Origin of the sequence: Amycolatopsis sp. lyj-112, from assembly GCF_046549055.1 — a bacterium.
Taxonomy (GTDB): Bacteria; Actinomycetota; Actinomycetes; order Mycobacteriales; family Pseudonocardiaceae; genus Amycolatopsis.
This window is the reverse complement of the sequence record NZ_JAJPWS010000026.1, coordinates 26999-49408: the sequence shown is the minus strand read 5'-3', so window position 1 is coordinate 49408 and position 22410 is coordinate 26999. Positions and strand designations below refer to the sequence as shown.

The window sequence follows — 22410 nt, the reverse complement described above, 5'->3', positions numbered from 1 at the left end:
CTCCCACAGGTAAGGGAGAACCGCATGTCGCTTGGCTCGGCCGCCCCCACTTCCGTCATACCTTCGGGAATCCCGTGCTGGATCGAACTCGCCTGCAGAGATGAAGCGGCCACACAAGCCTTCTACAGCGGGCTTTTCGACTGGGAGTACGCCGTCCTGCGTGATCCGGCGACGCCGACCGGCCGCTATTCGATCGCGACCTTGAACGGTGCCGCGGCAGGGGGCATGTACCGCGCGGGCGCGAACGGGCCCACCGGATGGAGCATCCACCTCTCCGTCTCCCAGGCGGCCGCGGCCGCCGAATGGGTCGAGAGTCTCGGTGGCCGGGTCACCCTCGGGCCGGTGGCGATTCCCCAGCGCGGCAACATCGTCCACGCCGTCGACGCGTGCGGCGCGCACGTCGTGTTCTGGGAACCGCCCGCTACCTGGGAGTTCGCCACCGGCGTGCCCAACACCTTCAGCGGCGCGGATCTCAACACCCATGACGGTCCGGCGGCGGATCACTTCTACTGCCGCCTCTTCAACTACACGAGCCACCAGATCGGCGACGGCGTCTCGCTCGACTACGCCGAATGGCTCATCGAGCACGAACCGGTGCTGTACCGGTACCAGATGGGCACGGAATACCGGCCGGACACTCCCCCGCACTGGATGGTCTACATCGAACTGGATCCGGCGCGGGGCGCGGACGCCGCGGCGGGACAGGCCTTGATGCTCGGCGGGACCGTCGTGGTGCAGCCGTACGACACCCCGTACGGCCGGATGGCGATCCTCGCCGACCCGGACGGTTCGGTGTTCGCCGTCATCGACCACTCCCGTGCCATCGAAGGCTGGGGACGCGCTGAAGTCGACGATCCCTACGACGACTGAGACGGCTGAGACGGCTGAGCCGATCGAGCCGGGGTGATGCGGGCTGCATCACCCCGGCTCTTTCGTCAGAGACCGGCCCAGAAACCGCACTTGTGCACGGCCGCGAGGTCGACCGGGGCGATCTTGCCGGGTGCGAGCGACTGCACCTTCGGCGTGGAGTGCCACTTCGGCAGGCCCTCGGCGTTCGGATTACCGGTCCGCGCGAACCGGGTCCAATACTGGATCATTTGCGCCGCGAGCTTTTGCTGCGCGGGTTTCAATTCGACGGGAACACCGACCAAGTCGGACAAATAAGCCAATTCAGACCCATGAGAAGCGCCTGATCGCATTCCGGCCGGCGGCGGGAAAAGCGCGGGAGCGTCCCGATCGGCGAACTCGTAACCGAAGGTCCGGGTTCGCGCGCTCAGCAATTTCTGGGCCTCGACCTCGGGACAGCCCCAGATCCGGTCGGTCATGGCGTCCGCGAACGCCATCGCCGGGCCGCCGTGTTTCGCCGACGGGTACTCGGCGGCGACGAGCGGCGCCTTGTCCCCGAAGCCGCTCCGCAGCAGCTCCTGGTAGTGCTCCTCGGTGAACGGGTGGCCCGGGAACAAGGCGACGAACAGTCTCGCCTCGTCCCTGGTGACCCCGGTCAGCACGGGAACGCGCGTGAACCGCCCCGCCCGCAACGCGGCCGCCGGGTCCTCCGGCAGCACGGCGGTGTCGAACGCGGGCGACGCGAGTTGCTCGTTAACCAGGTCCTTCACCGGGAGCCGCCGAAGGCAGGCGACATCGGCACAACCCAGCTTCGCCGCCGCCGCGGCCCCGTCCTTCTCGACGTCCGCGCGGGGGCGGTAGGGCGTCCCCGCGGGCACACCGGGGAAGAACCCGCCGTCAGGCCAGCTCAAGGTGCACGGGCCGCTCTGGATGATCGCGCGGTGGAACAGCCCCGCCGCCGACGGCGAGGTCAGCTGCGCGCAGGTGCTCATCCCGCCCGCGGACTCGCCGAACAACGTGACGTTGCGGGGATCCCCGCCGAACGCGCGTGCGTTGCGCTGCACCCAGCGAAGGGCGGCCTGCTGGTCTTCGAGCCCGAAGGCACCGGAATCGCGGCCGAGTTCGGGGTGCCCGAAGAAGCCGAACGCCCCCAGGCGGTAGTTCACGCTCACCACGACGACGTCGCCGCCGAGGGCGAGACGCTTCAGGTCGTAGTCGCTGCCGGCACCGCCGGTGAAACCGCCGCCGTGCACCCAGACCATCACCGGACGCGGCTTGTGCGCCGGCCGGGCCGGGCCGATCACGTTGAGATAGAGGCAATCCTCGGTGTCACTCGGAGCCGAACCGAGCCCTGCGGCCTGTGCGCAGCGAGGGCCGGGCTTGGTCGCGTCCCGCACCGCGGTCCACGGCGCAGGTCTCCGAGGCGGCCGCCACCGCAGATCACCGACCGGCGGAGCGGCGAACGGAATGCCTTGGAAACTCCGGTATTCGCTGGTGATCACCCCGCGAACGGGTCCGGAATCCGTGCGGACGACCGGGCTTTCGCCCGCCTCCGCCACGGCTGTCGTCAGGGCACCGAGCGTCAAGACGCTCAGGGCCAGGGTCAGAAGTCGCTTACTCATCCTTTGAGTCCGCATACTTCGACCTTGGCCTAGTCGCCCCGGCCTGTCACAGGAGTTTCACAAAAGTGGTCAGAGGGGGATGAACGCCGACAGCAGGAGCCAGGAGACGACGGCCGACGGGAGCAGCGAGTCGAGCCGGTCCATCAGGCCGCCGTGCCCGGGCAGCATGTTCCCCATGTCCTTGACGCCGAGGTCCCGTTTGATCAGCGACTCGACGAGGTCACCCAGCGTCGCGGTGCAGACGATCGCCGCCCCGAACAGCACCCCCTGCCAGGCGTGCCCGTCGAGCAGCAGGCTCAGCGTCAGCGCACCGGCGACCACGCCGGCCACCAGCGAACCGGCGAACCCTTCCCAGGTCTTCTTCGGGCTGATGCTGGGCGCCATCGGATGCTTGCCGCCCAGCACACCGGCGATGTAGCCGCCGGTGTCCGAGGCGACGACACCGATCATGAACGCCAGCACCCGGCCGACACCGTCCGCGGGCGGGACGAGCATCGCGGCGAAAGCGCCGAAGAGCGGGAGGTACGCGGCGGCGAAGACGGACGCGCTGATGTCACGCAGGTAACCGTCGGCGCCGCCGGGCAGCCGCCACAACAGGCAGACCAGCACCGTCAGCACGAACGCCGTCAGCGCGCCTTCACGGCCGAACGGCCAGGCGAGCCAGATCATCGCCTGGCCACCGACGAGCACCGGGACCAGCGCGATCCGGATACCGGCCGCGCGCTTCAGCGCCCCGGCCAGCTCGATCGTGCCGACCGCGATGGCGATCGCGATGATGCCGATGAACAGATAGCGCACGGTGAGCAGGGACGTGACGATCGCCGCCCCCAGCAGCAATGCGACCCCGATCGCGGCGGGCAGATTGCGGCCGGCACGGGAAACCTTCTGTGCCGGTTCCGGCACCGTTTCTGGTTCCGGCATCGCTGCCGGAACCGGTTCCGGGGCGTCCACCCGGTCCTCGCGTTCCTCGCTCACCTGGCTCATCAGACCTCGAGCAACTCGGCTTCCTTGTGTTTCACCAGCTCGTCGACCTTGTGGGTGTACGAGTCGGTGAGGTTCTGGAGTTCCTTCTCGGCGTGGACGACCTCGTCCTCGCCGGCCTCGCCGTCCTTCTTGATGCGGTCCAGCTCTTCCTTGGCCTTGCGGCGGACGCTGCGGATCGAGACGCGGGCGTCCTCACCTTTGCCCTTGGCGACCTTCACCATCTCCTTGCGGCGCTCTTCGGTGAGCTGCGGGATGACGATGCGGATCACGTTGCCGTCGTTGCTCGGGTTGACGCCGAGGTCCGACTCGCGGATCGCCTTCTCGATGGCGTTGAGCGAGGTCTGGTCGTAAGGCTTGATCAACGCCATCCGAGCCTCGGGCACGTTGACGCCCGCCAGCTGGTTCAGCGGGGTCGGCGCGCCGTAGTAGTCGACGACAATGCGCGAGAACATCCCCGGGTGGGCCCGGCCGGTGCGCACCGACGACAGATCCTCCTTGGCGACGGACACCGCTTTTTCCATCTTCTCCTCGGCATCGAGGAGGGTCTCGTCGATCACGGCAACTCCCGTTGTTGTGTATTCGTACCGGTTGCGAAGATCAGAGCAGGACTACGCGGGTACCCCGTCGGCGGGGGTGTCGACCAGGGTGCCGATCCTCTCACCACTGACCGCGCGGGCGATGTTCCCCTCGGTGAGGAGATTGAACACGATGATCGGCATGTTGTTGTCCATGCAGAGGCTGAACGCCGTGGCGTCGGCGACCTTGAGGTCCCGCTCCAGCACCTCACGGTGGCTGATCTCGTGGAACATCTCGGCGGTCGGGTCGCTCTTCGGGTCCGCTGTGTAGACGCCGTCGACGGCCTTCGCCATCAGCACGGCTTCGCAGCCGAGTTCGAGCGCGCGCTGCGCGGCCGCGGTGTCCGTGGAGAAGTACGGCATGCCGACCCCGGCGCCGAAGATGACGACGCGGCCCTTCTCCAGGTGCCGCTCGGCACGGCGCGGGATGTACGGCTCGGCGACCTGGCCCATCGTGATGGCGGTCTGGACGCGCGTGGGCAGCCCTTCCTTCTCCAGGAAGTCCTGCAGCGCCAGGCAGTTCATCACGGTGCCGAGCATCGCCATGTAGTCCGCGCGGTCGCGGTCCATGCCGCGCTGCGAAAGTTCCGCGCCGCGGAAGTAGTTGCCACCGCCGATGACGACGGCGATCTGGACACCGGTCCGCGCCACGTCGGCGATCTGCTGGGCGACCGAGTGCACCACATCCGGATCAACCCCGATGGAACCGCCGCCGAACATTTCACCGCCCAGCTTCAGCAGCACCCGGCGGTATCCGCCCTCGACCCGGACACCCATGTCGCCCTCCCTAATGCTCTGGACCCGACTGTGCCCCGTCCCCGTTGGACGGAGACGGGGCACAGTACTGACTTCTTGCGTTCCGCGCCTGGATCAGGCTTGGCCGACCTCGAACCGGGAGAACCGGCTCACGGTCACGCCTGCCTCGTCGAGCAGGGCCTTGACGGTCTTCTTGTTGTCCTTGACCGAAGGCTGCTCGAGCAGGACGGTGTCCTTGTAGTAAGCGTTGACCTTGCCCTCGATGATCTTCGTGAGGGCCTGCTCGGGCTTGCCCTCTTCACGAGCGGTCTTCTCCGCGATGGTGCGCTCGTTCTCGACGATCTCGGCGGGCACCTCGTCACGCGTGAGGTACTTGGCCTTGAGCGCGGCGACCTGCATGGCGGCGCCACGAGCGGCCTCCGCGGCGGCGTCGCCCTCACCGGTGTACTCGATGAGCACGCCGACGGCGGGCGGCAGGTCCGCACCGCGACGGTGCAGGTAGGTGGCGGTGGTGCCCTCGAAGGCGGCGACGCGGCGAAGCTCGAGCTTCTCGCCGATACGCACGGCCAGCTCCAGGACGTTCTCCTGGACGGTCTTGCCGTCGAGCGAGGCGGCCTTCAGCTTCTCGACATCGTTGGTCTTCTCGGCCTTCGCGACCTCGACGATCTTCGCGGCGAGGCTCTGGAAGTCCTCGTTCTTCGCGACGAAGTCGGTCTCGGAGTCGAGCTCGATCAGCACGCCGCCTTCACCGGCGACGAGGCCCTCGGCGGTGGCGCGCTCGGCGCGCTTACCGACGTCCTTGGCGCCCTTGATGCGCAGGAACTCGACGGCCTTGTCGAAGTCGCCGTCGTTCTCCTCCAGCGCCTTCTTGCAGTTCATCATGCCGGCGCCGGTCAGTTCGCGGAGGCGCTTCACATCTGCGGCGGTGTAATTCGCCATCGTGCGTTGTCCGTCCTTTTCAGGTACGAGAAAGTCTTGGGAAAGAGGTACTCGTGGGGCCGCCGTCCGGCGGCCCCACGAGCGGGTGGATCAGGAGGAGGCGGTGGCCTGCTCGGGCTCCGCGGCCTTCTCGGCGGCGGGCTCGGCGGCCTGCTCCGTGGCGGCCTCGGTCGCGACAACGGCTTCCTTGGCGTCCGCGGCGGCGGTCTCGGAGCCGGCGAGCAGCTCCTTCTCCCACTCGGCCAGCGGCTCGTCCGCCGCCACGCCCGGCTCGGGCTTGGTGTCGGCGGAGGCACCGTTGCGGCTGGAGCGGGCCATCAGACCGGCGGCGGCGGCCTCGGCCACCACCTTGGTCAGCAGCGCGGCCGAACGGATGGCGTCGTCGTTACCCGGAATCGGGTAGTCGACCTCGTCCGGGTCGCAGTTGGTGTCGAGGATCGCGACGACCGGGATGTTCAGCTTGCGAGCCTCGCCGACGGCGATGTGCTCCTTCTTCGTGTCGACGATCCACACGATGCTCGGCACCTTGGCCATGTCGCGGATACCGCCGAGGGTCTTCTCGAGCTTGTCCTTCTCGCGGGTCAGCGTCAGGATCTCACGCTTGTTGAGGCCGGCGAACCCACCGGTCTGCTCCTGCGACTCGAGCTCCTTGAGGCGGAGGAGACGCTTGTGCACGGTCTGGAAGTTGGTCAGCATGCCGCCCAGCCAGCGCTGGTTCACGTAGGGCATGCCCACGCGGGAGGCTTCCGCCGCGATGGCTTCCTGAGCCTGCTTCTTCGTACCGACGAACATGATGGTGCCGCCGTGCGCGACGGTTTCCTTGATGAACTCGAACGCACGGTCGATGTAGGTCAGCGTCTGCTGCAGGTCGATGATGTAGATGCCATTGCGCTCGGTGAAGATGTAGCGCTTCATCTTCGGGTTCCACCGACGAGTCTGGTGTCCGAAGTGCACACCGCTGTCGAGCAGCTGCTTCATGGTGACGACGGCCATTGCCGGAATCAACCTCTTCTGTGTCGTGCGCGCCCGGCTCGGCCGGTCGCGCTTGCTCGGTTTTCGCTTTCGGCCGGGTGGCCGATCGCCCTGGTGCAGGTGCTCAAAGCCCGGACCCGGGAGCGAAGTTCCAGGACCGCCGGACCGTGTACTCCCGCTTGTCCTGACCCTCCGTGAGGAGATCGGCCAGCAGGAGCGCGCACGTGCACGCGAAGTCAGTCCGCCAAAGCGGACCGCGCAAAAGAGTCTACTCCCTGTCGTGATCGCCTATCCCACCGGCAGCCCCTGATGAGAGCGGTTGTCCACAAGCCGCTCGGTTATCCACAGATTCCGTCGGCGCGCCCCGCTCGCCACGCCGGGCGCCGAGGCTGGAACACATGACCATGACGACCTGTTCCCGCCCTGTCACCAGGGTCGCGATCCTCGCGGCCGTCCTCGCGATCGTGGCCTCGTCGGCCACCCCGGGGACGGCCGGAGGGGCTCCCCTGCCGCAGGGACGGCTCTCTTGGCCGGTCTCACCAGCACCCGACGTCACCAGGTATTTCGAACCACCGGCGACGCCCTACGGTCCCGGCCACCGGGGCATCGACCTCGCCGCCGCACCGGGCGCGAACGTGCTGGCGGCCGCCGAGGGGGTGGTGATGTTCGCCGGTCAGGTGGCCGGGCGCGGGGTGATCTCGATCGACCACGACGGAGGCCTGCGCACCACCTACCAACCCGTGGCGCCGGCCGTCACCGCGGGTGATCAGGTGCACCGGGGCCAGGTGCTCGGGACGCTGGTGGCGAGACATCCGGGTTGCCCCGAGCCGGCGTGCCTGCATTTCGGCGTCCGGCGCGGGGAGGAGTACGTCGATCCGCTCTCGCTGATCGGCGAACCGTCCGAGATCCGCCTCAAACCCTGGGAAGGCCTCTAGGCGCAGCGCCTAGGAACCGGGCTGCTCGACCAGTTTCGCGCGCAGGCGCATGACGGCGCGGGTGTGCAACTGGCTGACGCGGGACTCGGTGACGCCGAGGACCTTGCCGATCTCGGCGAGGGTCAGGCTTTCGAAGTAGTAGAGGCCGACCACGATCCGGTCGCGTTCGGTGAGCTGCGCGATCGCCTGCGCCAGCTGACGGCGGTTGTCCTGGTCGACCAGGACGGCCACCGGGTCGACGGCGCCGTCGTCGGGCAGGGTGTCGACGAGCGAACCGCTGTCCTTGCCCGCGGCCACCAGGTCTTCCAGCGCGATGACGCTGGTGAGCTGCAGCTGGCCGTAGAACTCGCGCAGGTCGTCGACGCCGATCTCGAGCTCGGCCGCCAGTTCGGAGTCGGTCGGGGTGCGGTTCAGCCGGGCACCGAGGCGTTCCAGCGCGCGCTCGGCCTCGCGGGCCTTGCTGCGCACCGCCCGGGGCACCCAGTCCTGCGAGCGGAGGTCGTCGAGGATCGCGCCCCGGATCCGCTGCATCGCGTAGGTCTCGAACCGCAGGCCGCGCGCGGGCTCGAACTTCTCGATCGCGTCGACCAGGCCGAAGATCCCGGACTGGATCAGGTCGCCGACGTCGACGTGGGTCGGCAGGCCGGTGCCGACCCGGCCGGCGACGTATTTGACCAGCGGGGCGTAGTGCAGCACGAGCCGGTCGCGCAGGACCTGGTCCGGTGACTCGGTGAACTGCCGCCACAGCAACTGGATCCCGGCGTCCACCTGGTAGCCCGTCCGCGCTTCGGGCTCGACGGCAGGACCGTCCCCGCCGGGACGGTGCTTCCCGGCGGATTCGGTGACATGTGGTTCGGCGGTCACCGGACCGCCGTTCTCAGCATGCGACTCAGGATGGTCTCCGTGCTCGTGCGGATGCGCGTGCGCCGCCGGTGCGTGCCACCGGGTCCCCGGCCGAGTTCTCCCCTGCATCAGCGAGCCCGGGGATGTGCGCGGTCGTGGATCGCCTTCAGCCGATCGACGGTCACATGAGTGTAGAGCTGCGTTGTGGCCAGCGTAGCGTGACCAAGCAGTTCCTGAACGCTCCGAAGATCGGCACCGCCTTCGAGCAGATGAGTGGCCGCCGAATGCCTCAGGCCGTGCGGGCCCATGTCGCTCGCGCCCGGTACCGAACCGACGGCGTCGTGGACCACCCGGCGAGCGGCCCGCGGATCGAGCCTGCCGCCGCGCGCGCCGAGGAAGACCGCGGTCTCGACCTTGCCTTGGGCGCTCTCGGCCGGAACGGCGAGTTTTCCGCGGCCCTCGTCCAGCCAGGCTCGCAGCGCCTTTTCGGCGGGGACGCCGAACGGGACGACCCGTTCCTTGCCGCCCTTGCCCAGCACGAGCACGACCCGGCGGGAGAAATCGACGTCGCCCACGTCGAGCCCGCACAGTTCGGAGACCCGGACACCGGTCGCGTAGAGCAGTTCCACGATGGCACTGTCCCGCAAAGCCACCGGGTCACGCTGTTCGGCACCGGCGGCTGAGAAGCGCATGACCTCGCTCGCCTGGTCCGCGCGGAGGACCCCGGGAAGCTTGCGGTGCGCGCGCGGCGCCACCAGCCGTCCCCCCGGATCGGTCGCGAGCGCGCCACCGCGGTGGGCCCACGCGGTGAAGGTGCGGGCCGCCGCCGCCCGCCTGGCCAGCGTCGTGCGGCTGGCTCCTTCCGCGAGCTGGCGGGCGAGCCAGCCCCGCAGCACCGAGATGTCGAGGTCGGAGAACCTGCCGCCGCTCTCTTCCACGAAGCCGAGCAGCGCGACCACGTCGCCGAGGTAGGCGCGCACCGTATGCGCGGACAGCCCGCGCTCCAGGGTCAGGTGCCGGTCGTAGTCGTCGATCAGCTTCCGGACGCGTTCCGGCAGCGCGGCACGGGCGGCGCGCAGATCCGGTCTGCGCGCGCGTTTTCCCGTGCCGGGGGGACCTTCGGTCGGCGGCATGCCGATCACGCTGCGCGATGTACGGCGGATGGTCAAGTATCGCCGCACCCTGTTGCGGTGTCCGTGGTCGGATCGTGCCGGGATGGCGTCTCGGGTGTAGGCCAGTCAGGTCTTGGCGGTCCGTCTTCGCCACCCTGAGTCACCTCTTTCCGCGAAACCGTCCAGTTCGAGTTCGGGCAGCAGGGACCGGATCCGCTCGACCGGGATCCCGGATTCGGCCGCGATCCGTTCTTCAGGTTTCGCCGAACGTTCGGCCAGCGCGTCGTGCACGCGCGACGCCTCCGGCCCCAGCCGGTCGGTGCGGCGGCGGGGTTTCTCCGGGTCCGCGCTCACCTGCCCGAGCCGTCCGGCGGTCTCGAGGATCTCGTCGACCGAGGTCACCAGCGTGGCCCGGCCTTCGCGGATCAGCTCGTGGCAGCCGGCGGACATCCCCGACGACACCGGTCCCGGCATCGCCATCACGACCTTGCCCAGCGTCCCCGCGGTCCCGGCGGTGTTCCGCGCACCACTGCGCCTGCCCGCTTCGACCACGACGGTCCCCTCGGTGAGCGCCGCGATGAGCCTGTTGCGGACGAGGAACCGGTGCCTCGCCGGCGGCGTGCCGGGCGGGTACTCGCTGACCACCGCGCCGGTGCTCCCGATACTGCGGAGCAAGGTCGTGTGCTGGGCGGGGTATCCGGCGTCGATTCCGCAGCCGAGCAGGGCGACCGTGGTGCCCGACGCGCCGAGCGCGCCTCGATGGGCCGCGCCGTCGATACCGTAGGCGGCACCCGAAAACACCGGGATCCCCCGACTCGCCAGGCCCCAGCCCAGTTCGGCGGCGTTGTGCTCTCCGTACCCCGTCGCCGCGCGAGCGCCGACGATGGCGATCGCCTGGTCCACCGCCTCGTCGAGCCGGGCCGGGCCGCGTACCCACAACGCGAGCGGAGGTGCCGTCCCGGAAACGCCCCGCCCTCGTGCGACGGACAGCGAAAGCAGGGGCCAAGCAGGCCATTCGTCGTCCTCGGGGATGACGAGCCGGGTCTCGACGGCGGACGCTCGTTCCAGATCCCGCTCCGCGGAGCCGTGCGCCCGCCGCGCCGCCGTCTCGTCGCGCACCTTCGGCGGGCAGTCCGCACGCCGCACCCGTTCCGCGGCGACGACCGGGCCGTGTTCCGCGACGAAATCGACCAGGGCCGGCGCCGGTGGCTCGGCCACGCGCAGGAGATAGGAACGCGCGATCCGCTCTGCTTCGAATTCACTCATCCGAATGACCTCTCCCGGAAGTTGAGCGCGGCGGCGACCTCGTCCGAGTCCGGTTGATCGGCGCCTTTCAGATCGGCGAGTGTCCAGGCGATGCGAAGACACCTGTCCGCGCCGCGGGCGGTGAGCGCTCCCCGTTCGAGCGCGCGATCCAGCAAGGCCGTGACCTGCACGGGAAGGGCGAACTCGCGACGCAGCACCGGGCCGGGAACCTCGGCGTTCGTCGGCCAGCCGTGGTCGGCCCACCGTTTGACGGCTCGCTCCCGAGCCTCCAGGACCCGTTCCCGGACGGCCGCCGAGGTTTCGGGCAGCTCTCCCCGTTGGGCGATGAGCACGGAAAGCGGGCGTAGCCGGACCCTCAGATCCACCCGATCGAGTAAAGGCCCGGACAGCCGGCCCCAATATCGCCGCCGGGCGGTCGCCGAGCAGATGCAGTCGGCGTCTTTGGCCGGGGCACAAGGGCACGGATTCGTGGCGAGGATCAGCTGAAAGCGCGCCGGATAGCACACGGAGCCCTTGACCCTGGCGATCCGCACCTCACCGTCTTCGAGCACCGTGCGGAGCGACTCCAGCCTTTCCGGGCCGAATTCGCAGACTTCGTCGAGGAACAAAATGCCCCGATGTGCCCGGCTGATGGCGCCGGGCGCGGCGAGGCCGCTGCCGCCGCCGATCAGCGCGGGCACGCTGATCGAATGGTGCGGGGCGACGAACGGCGGCACGGTGACCAGCGGCGCGGCCCGTGACAGCGAACCGTCGATCGAGTGGACGGCGGTGACCTGCAACGACTCTTCGGCGGTCAGCCGCGGGAGAAGGCCGGGAAGGCGTTTGGCGAGCATCGTCTTGCCTACCCCCGGTGGCCCGGTCATGAGCAGGTGATGACCGCCGGCCGCGGCGACTTCCAGCGCCCAGCGGGCTTCCGGCTGTCCCACGACGTCGGCGAGGTCGGGCACCTGCGGCTGATCCGTGAGCACGGCCGGGCCGGGCCGCTCCAGCTCGCCTTCACCCTTGAGCCAGGCCACGAAATCGCTCAGCCGGGCTACCCCGCCGACCTCCAGACCGTCCACGAGGGCGGCTTCGAACAACGACTCCGCGGGTACCACGGCCCGCCGGTAGCCGGCATTACGCGCCGCCAGCAGCCCCGGCAGGACGCCGCGGACGGCCCGCACCCGGCCGTCCAAGGCGAGTTCGCCGAGCAGCACGGTGTCCAGGAGCTTCGTGGCCGGAACCGACCCGGTGGCGGCGAGGACGGCCGCGGCGATGCCGAGGTCGTACCCGGACCCGACCTTCGGCAGGTTCGCCGGGGACAGGCCGAGGATCACCCTCTCGTCCGGCCAGGCCTGCTGCGAGTTCCGCACGGCGGACCGGACCCTGTCCTTGGCCTCCTTCAAACCGGCGTCGGGCAGCCCCACCATCGTCACCTTCGGGGCGCCGCCACCGATATCGGCCTCGATCTCGATCATCTTGCCCTCGACGCCGAGCAGGGCGACGGACCACGATTTCGCCAAGGCCATCAGAACGCCGCCTTGATATGCCGCACCGTCGGGCGGGCACCGGGCCGGGCGACGATCGCGATGATGTCGTAGCGGACCGGGCACCAGCGGAGCATGAACGCGCGTTGCCAGTGGTGCGCGAGACGGCGGATGCGGTCCGCCTTGTCCGGCGTCACCGCCTCGGCCGGAGTGCCGAAGCCCAGACCGGTCCGCGTCTTCACTTCGCAGAAGATCAGGCGTTCCCTGTCGGTCGCGACAAGATCCAGTTCGCCCTCGCGGCAATGCCAGTTGCGGCTCAGGACGACGTAGCCCGCGCTTTCCAGATGCCTGGCCGCGAGTTCCTCGCCCCAGCGCCCCAGCTCGATACGTGATGCACCGGCGGACGGGCGTTCGTCCGTGCTCATCATCTCGATCCCCCTCAGCGATCGTCACAGTTCGTGTGCGACCAACGCTGCCAGGGTGATCAGGAGACGGACAGGCTCGATTCGGCGGCCTGTGGACAACTGGGGTGTTGTGGATAAAACGCGCACAGCGAGAACTCGCGGCGCGAAAATCGTCGGTGGCCCATGCTAAGCCGCCGACCTAGCAGTGCTAGGCCGGCGGTGCCGAAATGGAGGCGGGGTTTCCGGAAACCGGCCGGTCAGCCCGAGAACGGGCCTTCCTCCGGCAGCCGGAGATCCGGTTTGTCGAGTTCTTCGACGTTGACGTCCTTGAACGTGATGACGCGGACGTGCTTGACGAACCTGGCAGGCCGGTACATGTCCCACACCCACGCGTCGGACATGCGGACCTCGAAGTACACCTCGCCACCGCCGTCGCGCACCTGCACGTCGACGGCGTTGGCCAGATAGAACCGCCGCTCGGTCTCCACCACGTACGAAAACTGGCCGACTATGTCGCGATACTCGCGGTAAAGCGAGAGCTCCATCTCGGTCTCGTACTTCTCGAGATCCTCTGCGCTCATGAAATCCGCGCCCCTCCTCGCGATTCTGCTGCTGCTCCAGCGGCGAAGCGTTCATTGTTACCCACGTACGGGCCGAGGGCACGTATCGGCACGCTCGGGTTTTCCAGTGCCGCGACGGTCAGCACCACCGGGTGAGGCGGTCGCGCACCGTGTGCGGCCGCCGAAGTGGCGACATTCGTGTACGACCAGCGGTGCACCGGGCTCGGGCCGTGCTCGGTCAGCGCCGCGCTGTGCTCGGTGGTGCTGTACCCCTTGTGCACGTCGAAACCGTAGTGCGGGTGGACGTTGTGCAGATCGCTCATGATCCGGTCCCGGGTGACCTTGGCCAGCACGGACGCCGCTGCCACGCACGCGACGGCCTTGTCCCCCTTGATCACCGGCACGCTCGGAGCGGGCAGTCCGGACACGCGGAAACCGTCGGTCAGGACATAGCCGGGTGTGTTCCGCAGGGCGCAGACCGCGCGGCGCATGCCTTCGAGGTTCATGACGTGGATGCCGAACAGGTCGACCTCGGCGGCCGGGATGACGATGACGGCGTAGTCCAGCGCACGCTGGACGACCCGGTCGTACACCCGGTCGCGGGCCTTGGCCGTGAGGACCTTCGAATCGGTGAGCTCGGGCAGCCGCGCCGCGTCACCGGAACGCAGGACGCACGCGGCCACGACGAGCGGGCCGGCGCAAGCACCGCGCCCAGCCTCGTCGACACCGGCGACAGGCCCGAGGCCCCTCCGGTCCAGCGCGCCCTGCAACCCCCAGAAGAGGTCGCCGCGCACCACTGCCCTCGGCGGCCGAAGCGGTTCGGCCGGTGTGAGCGGTACTGGAACTCTCAAGGCCCTACTGCCTCCGGTCGACCGCCTTGCGCACGCCCGCCGACATCCGCCTGCCGAAGAAGACCACGGGCCACGCCGCGGCGATGCCGACGCCCAGGGGAAGCCCCTGCTGCCATGCCGACGCACCCAGCGCCAGCGGCTGCGCGTTCGCCTGCGGGTTGTGGTCCGAAACGCCACCCCAGCGGCCCGGCGGGAGCACGATGACACGCGCCTTGCCGATGATGTTGTCGACCGGGACCGCGCCGTTGACCCCACCGCCGCCCTGGAACCGGGAGTCGCTGGAGTTGTTGCGGTTGTCGCCCATCACCCAGACGTATCCGGCGGGCACCTTGACCGGCTCGAACGACTTCTGGGTGGGCTCCATGCCCTCTTCCCAGTGGATGTACGGCTCGTCGAGTGCCTTGCCGTCCACGACCACACGATTCTGGTCGCAGCACTGCACTGTCTGGCCGCCGACCGCGATGATCCGCTTGACGAAGTCCCGCTCGTCCGGCGGCGCGAAGCCGATCAGGGAACCCAGCGCGCGGAATCCGGTGACGAAGACGTTGCTCGACTCCGGCGCCTCGATCTCGCCCGCCCAGGCCGGCGGTCCCTTGAAGACCACCACGTCGCCCGGGCCGGGATCGGTGAAGTCGTACGTGATCCGGTCGACCAGGATCCGGTCGCCCGTGCACCCACTGCAGCCGTGGAGTGTGGTCTCCATGGATCCCGAGGGGATCATGTAGACCTTGGCGAGGAACTGCTGGATCAAGATCGTCAGCACGAGTGCGACGACGATCAGGATGGGCAGTTCTTTCCAGAACGACCGCTTTTTATTGACCTTGCCGAATTTCTTGGAGCCGGATCGACCCCGTCGGGAGGCCCGGGTGGGGCGCTCCTCGTCGGGGCGATCGGGCTCGTCTTCGGAGGTGTTCTGGGACACGGGTTCGACCACGACGCCAGGCTACCGGTAACCGCGTGGCTACTCAGTTAGCCGAGGTCGTCTCGCGGTTTTCGCGGCGTTCCTTGATCTTGGCGGCCTTGCCGCGAAGCTCACGGAGGTAGTACAGCTTCGCGCGGCGGACGTCGCCGCGCTTGAAGACCTCGATCTGCGCGATGTTCGGCGTGTGCACCGGGAAGGTGCGCTCGACGCCGATGCCGAACGACACCTTGCGGACCGTGAAGGTCTCGCTGATGCCGCCGCCCTGGCGACGCAGAACGACGCCCTGGAAGATCTGGTTACGCTCGCGGTTGCCCTCGATGACGCGGACGTGAACCTTGAGCGTGTCGCCCGGTCGGAAGTCCGGGATGTCGGAACGCAGTGACTGCGCGTCCAGCGCGTCCAGGGTGTTCATCGGTGGTCCGTCCTCGTCTTCGTATGGCTTACGTGCAGCTTGGGCGCGCAGTGTCGGCACTGCGACCTACCCGGGGGCTGATGGCGTTCCGGCGGACCTCGCGTCTTCCACCCCGACAGCTGTCAGGCGTAAAAATTCGCGCGTCTGCTCTCGCCAACCTGTCAAGTATTGCAGACCAGGACTCAGGTGTTTGACCCGGCCTGGTCGGCGTCCTCGTCCTGTCGTTCAAGGACCCCGAGGTCGTGCTTGTCGAGACTACCTTCCGGCAGCCGGTCGATGAGTTCCGGCCTGCGCCGGACCGTGCGTTCGAGTGCTTGGTCGCGGCGCCAGCGGTCGATCAGGGCGTGGTTGCCCGAGCGCAGGACGTCGGGTACGGCCAGGTCTCGCCAGACCTCCGGCCGGGTGTAGCTGGGGCCTTCGAGCAGGCCGTCGGAGAAGGAGTCCTCCTCGGCGGAGCGTGAGTTCCCGAGGACGCCGGGCAGCAGCCGGACGACGGCCTCGACCATCACCAGTACCGCCGCTTCGCCGCCGACGAGGACGTAGTCGCCGATCGAGACCTCGTCGACGGGCATGCGTCGTGCGGCGTCGTCGATCACCCGCTGGTCGATGCCCTCGTAGCGGCCGCACGCGAAGACCAGGTGTTCCTCGGCGGCGTACTGGTGGGCCATGGCCTGGGTGAAGGGGCGGCCGGCGGGGGTCGGGACGACGAGCCGGGTGGTGTCGCCGCAGACCTCGTCGAGGGCGGGGCCCCAGATCTGCGGTTTCATCACCATGCCGGGTCCGCCGCCGTACGGGGCGTCGTCGACGGCGCGGTGGACGTCCGCCGTCCAGTTCCGCAGGTCGTGTACCCCGACCTCGATGAGGCCGCGGTCGATGGCGCGCCCGAGCAGCGCGGCGCGCAGCGGGTCGAGGTATTCGGGGAAGATCGTGACGACGTCGAGGCGCATCAGGCGTCCAGCAGGCCTTCCGGCGGGTCGAGGACCACGCGGCCGCCCGGGACGTCGACCGCCGGGACGATCGCCTTCACGAACGGCACGAGTACCTCGCGTCCGTCGTGCTCGATCGACAGCAGTTCTCCCGCCGCGGAGTGCACGATTTCGAGCACCTTGCCGACGAGCGTGCCGTCCGCGAGTTCGGCCCGCAGGCCTTCCAGCTCGTGGTCGTAGAACTCGTCGGGGTCGTCCGTCGGCGGCAGCGAAGCGGTGTCGGCGATCAGCAGGGCGCCGCGGAGTGTTTCCGCGACATCCCTGGTCGGCACCTCTTCGAAACGCACCAGCAGCCGCCCGCTGTGTTCGCGGGCGGCTGCGATGGTGAGATTTCTGCTGCTGCCGTCGCGCAGCTTCGTCATGACGGCCGAACCGACGGCGAACCGCTGTTCCGGCGAGTCCGTGCGCACGTCCACCGCGAGTTCCCCGCGGATTCCGTGCGCCTTGGCGATCCGGCCGACTACGACGTCCATCTCGATGTGTCCCGTTGTGTCCGTGGTCAGCGATCGGTGTCGACGACGTCCACACGGACGCCGCGGCCACCGATGCCGCCCATGACGGTGCGCAGAGCGGTCGCGGTACGACCGCCCCGGCCGATCACCTTGCCGAGATCGTCGGGGTGCACGTGCACCTCGAGCGTGCGGCCACGACGTGTGGTCAGCAGCTCGACCCGGACCTCGTCCGGGTTGTCGACGATCCCGCGCACCAGGTGTTCGAGGGAGTCAGCGAGGAAGCTCACGCCTCGGCCTTGTCACCCTCGGCGGCGGCCGCCTTGTCGGCTTCGGCCTTCTTCGGGGCGGACTTCTTCTTCGGCGTGGTGGCCTCGGCGGAGGTCGAGTCACCGGCGGCGGCGAGCGCGGCGTTGAACAGGTCCTGCTTCGACGGCTTCGGCTCGGCGACCCGGAGGGTGCCCTCGGCGCCCGGCAGGCCCTTGAACTTCTGCCAGTCACCGGTGATCTTGAGCAGGTTCAGGACCGGCTCGGTCGGCTGGGCGCCGACGGACAGCCAGTGCTGGGCCCGCTCGGTGTCGACCTCGATGAAGCTCGGCTCTTCCTTCGGGTGGTACTTGCCGATCGTCTCGATGGCCTTGCCATCACGGCGGGTGCGCGCGTCGGCGACGATGATGCGGTAGTACGGCGCACGGATCTTGCCGAGACGCTGAAGCTTGATCTTGACGGCCACGGGTGTGGGTACTCCTCAGTTCTCTCTGATGCATGTGGAAGGCGTACGAGAGCCGAGTGGGGAACGGCTGCGCACACCCGAATGTCCGGAGCTCGGGCGCGGTGAGAGGGTCCGGCCAAAGCAGGCAAGCGTACATTCTGCCAGACGGGTTCAGCCCGGCCTCAACCGACCTGGCGCCGACTGACTGTCAGAAGGTCGCGATCCCGAGTGACGCGAGCAGGATCGTCACGGCCGGGAGGAAGTTGTTGACCTGGTGCGCGACGACGCTGCCGAGCAGGCGCCCGGTGAACACCCTCGCCAGTCCGATCGGCACCGCGATCACCAGCAGCAACGTGGTGCGCAGCGGTTCGAGATGGCTCGCCGCGAAGATGGCGGTGGAGACCAGGAACGCCGCGATCCTCCCCCAGCGCTCGGTGCGCCACTGCAGCCGTTCGACGGCGCCCCACAGGACGCCGCGGTAGATGATCTCCTCGCAGATCGGCCCGACCAGCCACAGGTAGAAGAACATCACCAAGGCCGCCGACACCGACATCCGCCGGTCCTCGACGAGCGCGCTGATCGCGGACGTCGCGTTCGCGTCGCCGACGAGCTGCGTCCAGACGTAGGCGGCGAGCGAGGTGAACCCGAGGCCGAGCACGCCGAGTTTGAGGCCGATCTTGACGTCGGCCCAGCTCCAGCCGATCCGCAGGTCGGCGAACGGGCCGTTGCCGCGGAGCCGGGTGATCAGCAGCGCGACCCCGGCGGCGATCATCGTCGGCACCATCGTGCCGAGCAGCACCATCCGCATCGGCAGCGGCTGACCTGGCTGGACGTCGCCCAGCAGGACGCTGATGAACGCCGCGGACGCGAGCAGGACGGCCTCCACCAGCAGGAAGGCTCCGAATCCCCAGCGATGCGGCAGTGGCGTACCGGGCACGGTCACCGCACCTCCGGGAGCGAGTTCCTCCGGCGGCGCGGCCTCGGGGATCGGCTCCCTGGGCTGAGATACGGTCACGCCGATCCTCCGGTGATCGTTCGGTTACCCACAGACTCTAACCGCCCGGAGCGTCGATCACCTCGCCACGAAGAGCAATACAGCCGGTGGGAGGTTGTTCGCCGCGTGCGCGATGACGGCCGCACTCACCCGGCCGGAAAGATACCGCGCGAGACCGATCGCGATCCCCTGCCCGAACAGCGCGATGGTCCGCGCGGCTTCGCCGTGCAGCTGGGCGAACACCAGCGCGGTGACCAGGAGGATCACCCACGAGGGCAGGCGGTGGAAGCCCATCGCGTTCCAGAGCGTGCCGCGGAACAGCAGTTCTTCGGTGACCGGGGCGGCGAAGACGACGATGACGGCGGCCAGTACCAGCCAGACGGTGTCGCCTTCGGTGGTCCCGGACAGTTCGGTGATCGGGCTGTTCGAGAATTCGGCGACGCCGGTGTCGTCGCTGTCGGTCCCGTAGACGGCGAGCAGGAGCAGGTTCAGCAGGTAGCCGGCCCCGAGCGCGGCCGCTCCGCAGGCGAGCCCGATCCGGACGTCGCGCCAGGTGGGCCGCAGGCCGAAGTCCGCACGGAGCCCCTCGCCCCAGACCCGTGAGCCGAGCGCGGGACCCAGGCCGAGAACGAGGGTCGGGAGGAACGCGAGGATCAGCAGCGGGCCGACGTCACGGAGTTCGAGCGGGTCGTAACCGCCGAAGCGTCCCGACAGCACGAAGCTCATGACGAGCGTGACGAGGTGATACCCGGCGATGCCCGCGAAGAACGCTACGAATCCCCAGTGCGCTCCGAGTACGAGACGCTCGCGGGCCTGCCCGTCGTCCACCACTCCCCCACGCTAAGTGCCACCACGGTCACGGTCGGAGGCGGGTCAGGCGTAGATCCGGCCTCGCAGGACGATGTGACTCGGGTGCCGCAGCACGGCGAGGTCTTCGCGCGGGTCGGACGGGTAGACGAGCAGATCGGCGGAGGCGCCGTCGGCGATCCCCGGCACACCCAGCCACTCCCGGGCCGTCCACGACGCCGAGCCCAGCGCCCGTTCGGCGGACATACCGGCCTTGTGCAGGGCTTCGATCTCGTCGACGAGCCTGCCGTGCTCGACCATACCGCCCGCGTCGCTGCCCGCGTACACCGGCACGCCTGCCTCGATCGCCGTCGAGACCATCTCCCCGACACCCGCGTGCAGGGCCCGCATGTGCTCGGCGTAGGCCGGGTACTTGCCCGCCTTGTCCGCGATCCCGGGGAAGTTCTCGATGTTGATCAGCGTCGGCACAAGGGCCACGCCGCGTTCGGCGAGGACGCCCAGCTGATCCGGCGACAGTTCCGTGCCGTGTTCGAGACAGTCGATCCCCGCGGCGATCAAACCGGGCAAAGCGGCTTGGCCGAAGACATGGGCGGTCACCCGCGCGCCCTCGGCGTGCGCGACCGCGATGGCCTCGGCGAGGACGTCGTCGGGCCACAGCGGCGCGAGATCCCCGACGCCGCGGTCGATCCAGTCGCCGACGAGCTTCACCCAGCCGTCGCCGTCGCGGGCCTGTTCCGCCACCGCCTTCGGCAGTTCGGCGGGGTCTTCGAGTTCGATGCCGAGACCGGGGATGTAGCGCTTGCGCAGGGCGATATGCCGTCCCGCGCGGATGATCCGCGGCAGGTCGGCCCGCTCCTGCAGGGGCCGGACGTCGATCGGCAGACCGCAGTCGCGGATCAGCAGCGTGCCGGCGTCTCGGTCGGTGATCGCCTGTTCGGTCGCCTCTTCGAGGGTGACCGCGCCGCCGACCCCGATCCCGGGATGACAGTGCGCGTCGACCAGCCCGGGGACGAGAAAGCCTTCCCGGACAACGGTTTCCGCTCCGGCGACCGGTTCGGTGGAGATCCGGCCGCCGGTGATCCACAGCTCACGGTGCTCGCCTTCGGGCAGCACGACACCCGCGAGGTGCAGGGCCTCCACCGCTTACTTGTCCTTCGGGAACTTGAACTTCGTCGGGTCGAAACCGGGTACGTCGTTCATTCCGCCGAGCTGCGAGAGATCGGGCATCCCGCCACCGCCGCCGCCGCCGGGCATCCCGCCCGGGGGCAGCATCGGCATGCCACCGGGGAAGCCGCCGCGGACCTTGGGCTGCGTCGGGCCGCGCCCCTTGCCCTTCTTCCCCTTCTTGCCCTTACGGTTCTTGCTGCCGCCGCCTCCAGCGCCGCCGAAGCCGAACCGGCCCGCCATCTGCGCCATCATCTTGCGCGCTTCGAAGAACCGGTTGACCAGGTCGTTGACGTCGCGGATGGCGACGCCCGAGCCCTTCGAGATCCGGATCCGGCGGGAGGCGTTGATGATCTTCGGGTCGTCGCGCTCGGCGGGGGTCATCCCGCGGATGATCGCCTGCAGCTTGTCGAGCTGCTTGTCGTCGACCTGCGCGAGCTGGTCCTTCATCTGCCCGGCGCCGGGCAGCATGCCGAGCAGGTTGCCGATCGGGCCCATCTTGCGGACCGCGAGCATCTGCTCGAGGAAGTCTTCGAGGGTGAGCTGGCCGCTGCCGAGCTTGGCGGCGGTCTGCTCGGCCTTCTCCTGGTCGAAATGCTGCTCGGCCTGCTCGATGAGGCTGAGCATGTCGCCCATGCCGAGGATCCGGCTGGCCATCCGGTCCGGGTGGAAGAGGTCGAAGTCTTCGAGCTTCTCACCGTTGGAGGCGAACAGGATCGGCTGGCCGGTGACCTGGCGGACCGACAGCGCGGCACCACCGCGGGCGTCACCGTCGAGCTTGGTGAGCACGACGCCGGAGAAGCCGACCCCGTCGCGGAAGGCCTCGGCCGTGGTGACCGCGTCCTGACCGATCATCGCGTCGACGACGAACAGCGTCTCGTCCGGCGACACGGCGTCGCGGATGTCCGCGGCCTGCTTCATCAGCTCTTCGTCGACACCGAGACGGCCGGCGGTGTCGACCAGGACGATGTCGTGCTGGGCGCGCTTGGCCTCTTCGATGGCGCGGCGGGCGACGTCGACCGGGTCGCCGACGCCGTTACCCGGCTCGGGGGCGAAGACCGCGACCCCGGCCCGCTCACCGACGACCTGCAGCTGCGTGACGGCGTTGGGGCGCTGGAGGTCACAGGCGACCAGCATCGGCGCGTGGCCCTGCTTCTTCAGCCACATCGCGAGCTTGCCGGCGAGAGTGGTCTTACCGGCACCCTGCAGACCCGCGAGCATGATCACCGTCGGCGGGTTCTTCGCGAACGTGAGCCGCCTGGTCTCGCCGCCGAGGATGGTGACGAGTTCCTCGTTGACGATCTTGATGACCTGCTGCGCCGGGTTCAGCGCGCCGTGCACCTCGGCGCCCTTGGCGCGTTCCTTGATCTTGGCGATGAAGTCCTTGACCACGGCGAGCGCGACATCCGCTTCGAGCAGCGCGATACGGATCTCACGCGCGGTGGCGTCGATGTCGGCGTCGGAGAGCCTGCCCTTGCGAGACAGGGTCTGCAGGGCGGACGTGAGCCGATCGGAGAGGGTGTCGAACACGGGTGTGCACGCTCCAGCTGGGTCGTTGTGGCGAGCCGGTGCGGACCGGCGGCTTCCCAGGGTAGTCGGTGTTCGGAGTCGGCGTTCGAGACGGTTGCGGACGGCCGGGAGCGCAAAAGAAAACAGGGCTCCGAGACCGGCCGCCCCTCGCAAGCCGGTATCGGAGCCCCTACGGAAGACTCGCCTCCCCGCGAGCCGACCGTAAGCACACTTGGCGAGCGTCGCGGGATTTCGTTTCGCCGGACCCCCAGTACCAGGCGATTCGCTTCCCACGCTCTCTCCGCGCGATGGCATAACCTTGCC

At 69.0% G+C, this 22410-nt stretch carries 25 protein-coding genes; 2 read left to right on the top strand and 23 right to left on the bottom strand.

The genetic code is table 11. The annotated features are described in order from the left end of the window. The first annotated feature begins 24 nt into the window (after nt 1-24). Nucleotides 25-870, top strand: a complete 846-nt coding sequence (locus ACLJRL_RS40595; RefSeq protein WP_410661738.1) for a VOC family protein — start codon at nt 25-27, stop codon at nt 868-870. Between the two features lie 65 nt (nt 871-935). On the opposite strand, the gene ACLJRL_RS40590 is transcribed toward ACLJRL_RS40595, so the two are convergent. The 6 genes from ACLJRL_RS40590 to rpsB form a co-directional block, all read right to left on the bottom strand. Then, nucleotides 936-2468 carry a carboxylesterase/lipase family protein gene (locus ACLJRL_RS40590; RefSeq protein WP_410661737.1) on the bottom strand — a complete coding sequence of 511 codons (1533 nt, stop codon included), beginning with the start codon at nt 2466-2468 and terminating at the stop codon, nt 936-938. Between the two features lie 69 nt (nt 2469-2537). Next, on the bottom strand, nt 2538-3452 hold the full coding sequence (locus ACLJRL_RS40585; protein ID WP_410661736.1) for a phosphatidate cytidylyltransferase: 915 nt from the start codon (nt 3450-3452) through the stop codon (nt 2538-2540). Continuing rightward, complete coding sequence (gene frr, locus ACLJRL_RS40580; RefSeq protein ID WP_410661735.1) at nt 3452-4009, bottom strand: ribosome recycling factor; 558 nt, start codon at nt 4007-4009, stop codon at nt 3452-3454. Before frr ends, ACLJRL_RS40585 begins: the two co-directional genes overlap by 1 nt. Nucleotides 4010-4060: 51 nt before the next feature. After that, nucleotides 4061-4804, bottom strand: coding sequence for a UMP kinase (gene pyrH / locus ACLJRL_RS40575; RefSeq protein WP_005154669.1), 744 nt, complete (start codon nt 4802-4804; stop codon nt 4061-4063). A 93-nt stretch (nt 4805-4897) separates the two neighbouring features. Further along, nucleotides 4898-5722, bottom strand: a complete 825-nt coding sequence (gene tsf, locus ACLJRL_RS40570) for a translation elongation factor Ts (RefSeq protein ID WP_410661734.1) — start codon at nt 5720-5722, stop codon at nt 4898-4900. Between the two features lie 90 nt (nt 5723-5812). Further along, the gene (gene rpsB, locus ACLJRL_RS40565) at nt 5813-6715 is read right to left on the bottom strand and encodes a 30S ribosomal protein S2 (RefSeq protein ID WP_410661733.1); all 903 of its coding nucleotides are present in this window, start codon (nt 6713-6715) and stop codon (nt 5813-5815) included. A 377-nt stretch (nt 6716-7092) separates the two neighbouring features. On the opposite strand from rpsB, the gene ACLJRL_RS40560 reads away from it, so the two are divergent. Further along, nucleotides 7093-7629 carry a murein hydrolase activator EnvC family protein gene (locus ACLJRL_RS40560; RefSeq protein ID WP_410661732.1) on the top strand — a complete coding sequence of 179 codons (537 nt, stop codon included), beginning with the start codon at nt 7093-7095 and terminating at the stop codon, nt 7627-7629. 9 nt (nt 7630-7638) lie between these two features. On the opposite strand, the gene ACLJRL_RS40555 is transcribed toward ACLJRL_RS40560, so the two are convergent. The 17 genes from ACLJRL_RS40555 to ffh all read right to left on the bottom strand — a co-directional run bounded on the left by ACLJRL_RS40555 (nt 7639) and on the right by ffh (nt 22107). Further along, complete coding sequence (locus ACLJRL_RS40555) at nt 7639-8493, bottom strand: FliA/WhiG family RNA polymerase sigma factor (protein WP_410661731.1); 855 nt, start codon at nt 8491-8493, stop codon at nt 7639-7641. Between the two features lie 107 nt (nt 8494-8600). After that, nucleotides 8601-9605, bottom strand: coding sequence for a tyrosine recombinase XerC (locus tag ACLJRL_RS40550; protein ID WP_410661730.1), 1005 nt, complete (start codon nt 9603-9605; stop codon nt 8601-8603). A gap of 105 nt (nt 9606-9710) precedes the next feature. Further along, nucleotides 9711-10850: a DNA-processing protein DprA gene (gene dprA, locus ACLJRL_RS40545; protein ID WP_410661729.1), complete on the bottom strand. Its 1140-nt coding sequence runs from the start codon at nt 10848-10850 to the stop codon at nt 9711-9713. After that, nucleotides 10847-12358: a YifB family Mg chelatase-like AAA ATPase gene (locus ACLJRL_RS40540; protein ID WP_410661728.1), complete on the bottom strand. Its 1512-nt coding sequence runs from the start codon at nt 12356-12358 to the stop codon at nt 10847-10849. The genes dprA and ACLJRL_RS40540 overlap by 4 nt, the downstream gene beginning before the upstream one ends. Beyond that, the gene (locus ACLJRL_RS40535) at nt 12358-12744 is read right to left on the bottom strand and encodes a YraN family protein (protein WP_410661727.1); all 387 of its coding nucleotides are present in this window, start codon (nt 12742-12744) and stop codon (nt 12358-12360) included. The genes ACLJRL_RS40540 and ACLJRL_RS40535 overlap by 1 nt, the downstream gene beginning before the upstream one ends. Before the next feature lie 233 nt (nt 12745-12977). Then, complete coding sequence (locus tag ACLJRL_RS40530; protein ID WP_378241162.1) at nt 12978-13301, bottom strand: DUF2469 domain-containing protein; 324 nt, start codon at nt 13299-13301, stop codon at nt 12978-12980. After that, entirely contained in the window at nt 13298-14077 is a 780-nt protein-coding gene (locus tag ACLJRL_RS40525; RefSeq protein WP_410661754.1) for a ribonuclease HII, read from the bottom strand. Before ACLJRL_RS40525 ends, ACLJRL_RS40530 begins: the two co-directional genes overlap by 4 nt. 58 nt (nt 14078-14135) lie before the next feature. Continuing rightward, entirely contained in the window at nt 14136-15065 is a 930-nt protein-coding gene (lepB, locus tag ACLJRL_RS40520; protein ID WP_410661726.1) for a signal peptidase I, read from the bottom strand. 31 nt (nt 15066-15096) lie between these two features. Next, nucleotides 15097-15465 (bottom strand): 50S ribosomal protein L19, encoded by a 369-nt coding sequence (rplS, locus tag ACLJRL_RS40515; protein WP_410661725.1) that lies wholly within the window; start codon nt 15463-15465, stop codon nt 15097-15099. Between the two features lie 182 nt (nt 15466-15647). Beyond that, a complete protein-coding gene (trmD, locus tag ACLJRL_RS40510; protein ID WP_410661724.1) occupies nt 15648-16412 on the bottom strand; it encodes a tRNA (guanosine(37)-N1)-methyltransferase TrmD in 765 nt (254 codons plus the stop codon). Then, nucleotides 16412-16924, bottom strand: coding sequence for a ribosome maturation factor RimM (gene rimM / locus ACLJRL_RS40505; protein ID WP_410661723.1), 513 nt, complete (start codon nt 16922-16924; stop codon nt 16412-16414). The genes trmD and rimM overlap by 1 nt, the downstream gene beginning before the upstream one ends. Nucleotides 16925-16950: 26 nt before the next feature. After that, nucleotides 16951-17190 carry an RNA-binding protein gene (locus ACLJRL_RS40500; protein ID WP_003103110.1) on the bottom strand — a complete coding sequence of 80 codons (240 nt, stop codon included), beginning with the start codon at nt 17188-17190 and terminating at the stop codon, nt 16951-16953. Then, the gene (gene rpsP, locus ACLJRL_RS40495; RefSeq protein WP_410661722.1) at nt 17187-17633 is read right to left on the bottom strand and encodes a 30S ribosomal protein S16; all 447 of its coding nucleotides are present in this window, start codon (nt 17631-17633) and stop codon (nt 17187-17189) included. Before rpsP ends, ACLJRL_RS40500 begins: the two co-directional genes overlap by 4 nt. A gap of 187 nt (nt 17634-17820) precedes the next feature. After that, a complete protein-coding gene (locus tag ACLJRL_RS40490; RefSeq protein WP_410661721.1) occupies nt 17821-18627 on the bottom strand; it encodes a CPBP family intramembrane glutamic endopeptidase in 807 nt (268 codons plus the stop codon). A 57-nt stretch (nt 18628-18684) separates the two neighbouring features. After that, the gene (locus ACLJRL_RS40485; protein ID WP_410661753.1) at nt 18685-19434 is read right to left on the bottom strand and encodes a CPBP family intramembrane glutamic endopeptidase; all 750 of its coding nucleotides are present in this window, start codon (nt 19432-19434) and stop codon (nt 18685-18687) included. Nucleotides 19435-19479: 45 nt separating this feature from the next. Further along, nucleotides 19480-20553 carry an amidohydrolase family protein gene (locus tag ACLJRL_RS40480; protein WP_410661720.1) on the bottom strand — a complete coding sequence of 358 codons (1074 nt, stop codon included), beginning with the start codon at nt 20551-20553 and terminating at the stop codon, nt 19480-19482. A 3-nt stretch (nt 20554-20556) separates the two neighbouring features. After that, complete coding sequence (gene ffh / locus ACLJRL_RS40475) at nt 20557-22107, bottom strand: signal recognition particle protein (RefSeq protein ID WP_410661719.1); 1551 nt, start codon at nt 22105-22107, stop codon at nt 20557-20559. Nucleotides 22108-22410 lie beyond the last annotated feature (303 nt).

What these genes read in the sequence shown, in the direction of transcription:
- ACLJRL_RS40595 (WP_410661738.1), top strand. Translation starts at nt 25, where the DNA reads ATGTCGCTTGGCTCGGCCGCCCCCACTTCCGTCATACCTTCGGGAATC.
- ACLJRL_RS40590 (WP_410661737.1), bottom strand. Translation starts at nt 2,468, where the DNA reads ATGAGTAAGCGACTTCTGACCCTGGCCCTGAGCGTCTTGACGCTCGGT.
- ACLJRL_RS40585 (WP_410661736.1), bottom strand. Translation starts at nt 3,452, where the DNA reads ATGAGCCAGGTGAGCGAGGAACGCGAGGACCGGGTGGACGCCCCGGAA.
- pyrH (WP_005154669.1), bottom strand. Translation starts at nt 4,804, where the DNA reads ATGGGTGTCCGGGTCGAGGGCGGATACCGCCGGGTGCTGCTGAAGCTG.
- tsf (WP_410661734.1), bottom strand. Translation starts at nt 5,722, where the DNA reads ATGGCGAATTACACCGCCGCAGATGTGAAGCGCCTCCGCGAACTGACC.
- rpsB (WP_410661733.1), bottom strand. Translation starts at nt 6,715, where the DNA reads ATGGCCGTCGTCACCATGAAGCAGCTGCTCGACAGCGGTGTGCACTTC.
- ACLJRL_RS40560 (WP_410661732.1), top strand. Translation starts at nt 7,093, where the DNA reads ATGACCATGACGACCTGTTCCCGCCCTGTCACCAGGGTCGCGATCCTC.
- ACLJRL_RS40550 (WP_410661730.1), bottom strand. Translation starts at nt 9,605, where the DNA reads ATGCCGCCGACCGAAGGTCCCCCCGGCACGGGAAAACGCGCGCGCAGA.
- dprA (WP_410661729.1), bottom strand. Translation starts at nt 10,850, where the DNA reads ATGAGTGAATTCGAAGCAGAGCGGATCGCGCGTTCCTATCTCCTGCGC.
- ACLJRL_RS40540 (WP_410661728.1), bottom strand. Translation starts at nt 12,358, where the DNA reads ATGGCCTTGGCGAAATCGTGGTCCGTCGCCCTGCTCGGCGTCGAGGGC.
- ACLJRL_RS40535 (WP_410661727.1), bottom strand. Translation starts at nt 12,744, where the DNA reads ATGATGAGCACGGACGAACGCCCGTCCGCCGGTGCATCACGTATCGAG.
- ACLJRL_RS40530 (WP_378241162.1), bottom strand. Translation starts at nt 13,301, where the DNA reads ATGAGCGCAGAGGATCTCGAGAAGTACGAGACCGAGATGGAGCTCTCG.
- rplS (WP_410661725.1), bottom strand. Translation starts at nt 15,465, where the DNA reads ATGAACACCCTGGACGCGCTGGACGCGCAGTCACTGCGTTCCGACATC.
- trmD (WP_410661724.1), bottom strand. Translation starts at nt 16,412, where the DNA reads ATGCGCCTCGACGTCGTCACGATCTTCCCCGAATACCTCGACCCGCTG.
- rimM (WP_410661723.1), bottom strand. Translation starts at nt 16,924, where the DNA reads ATGGACGTCGTAGTCGGCCGGATCGCCAAGGCGCACGGAATCCGCGGG.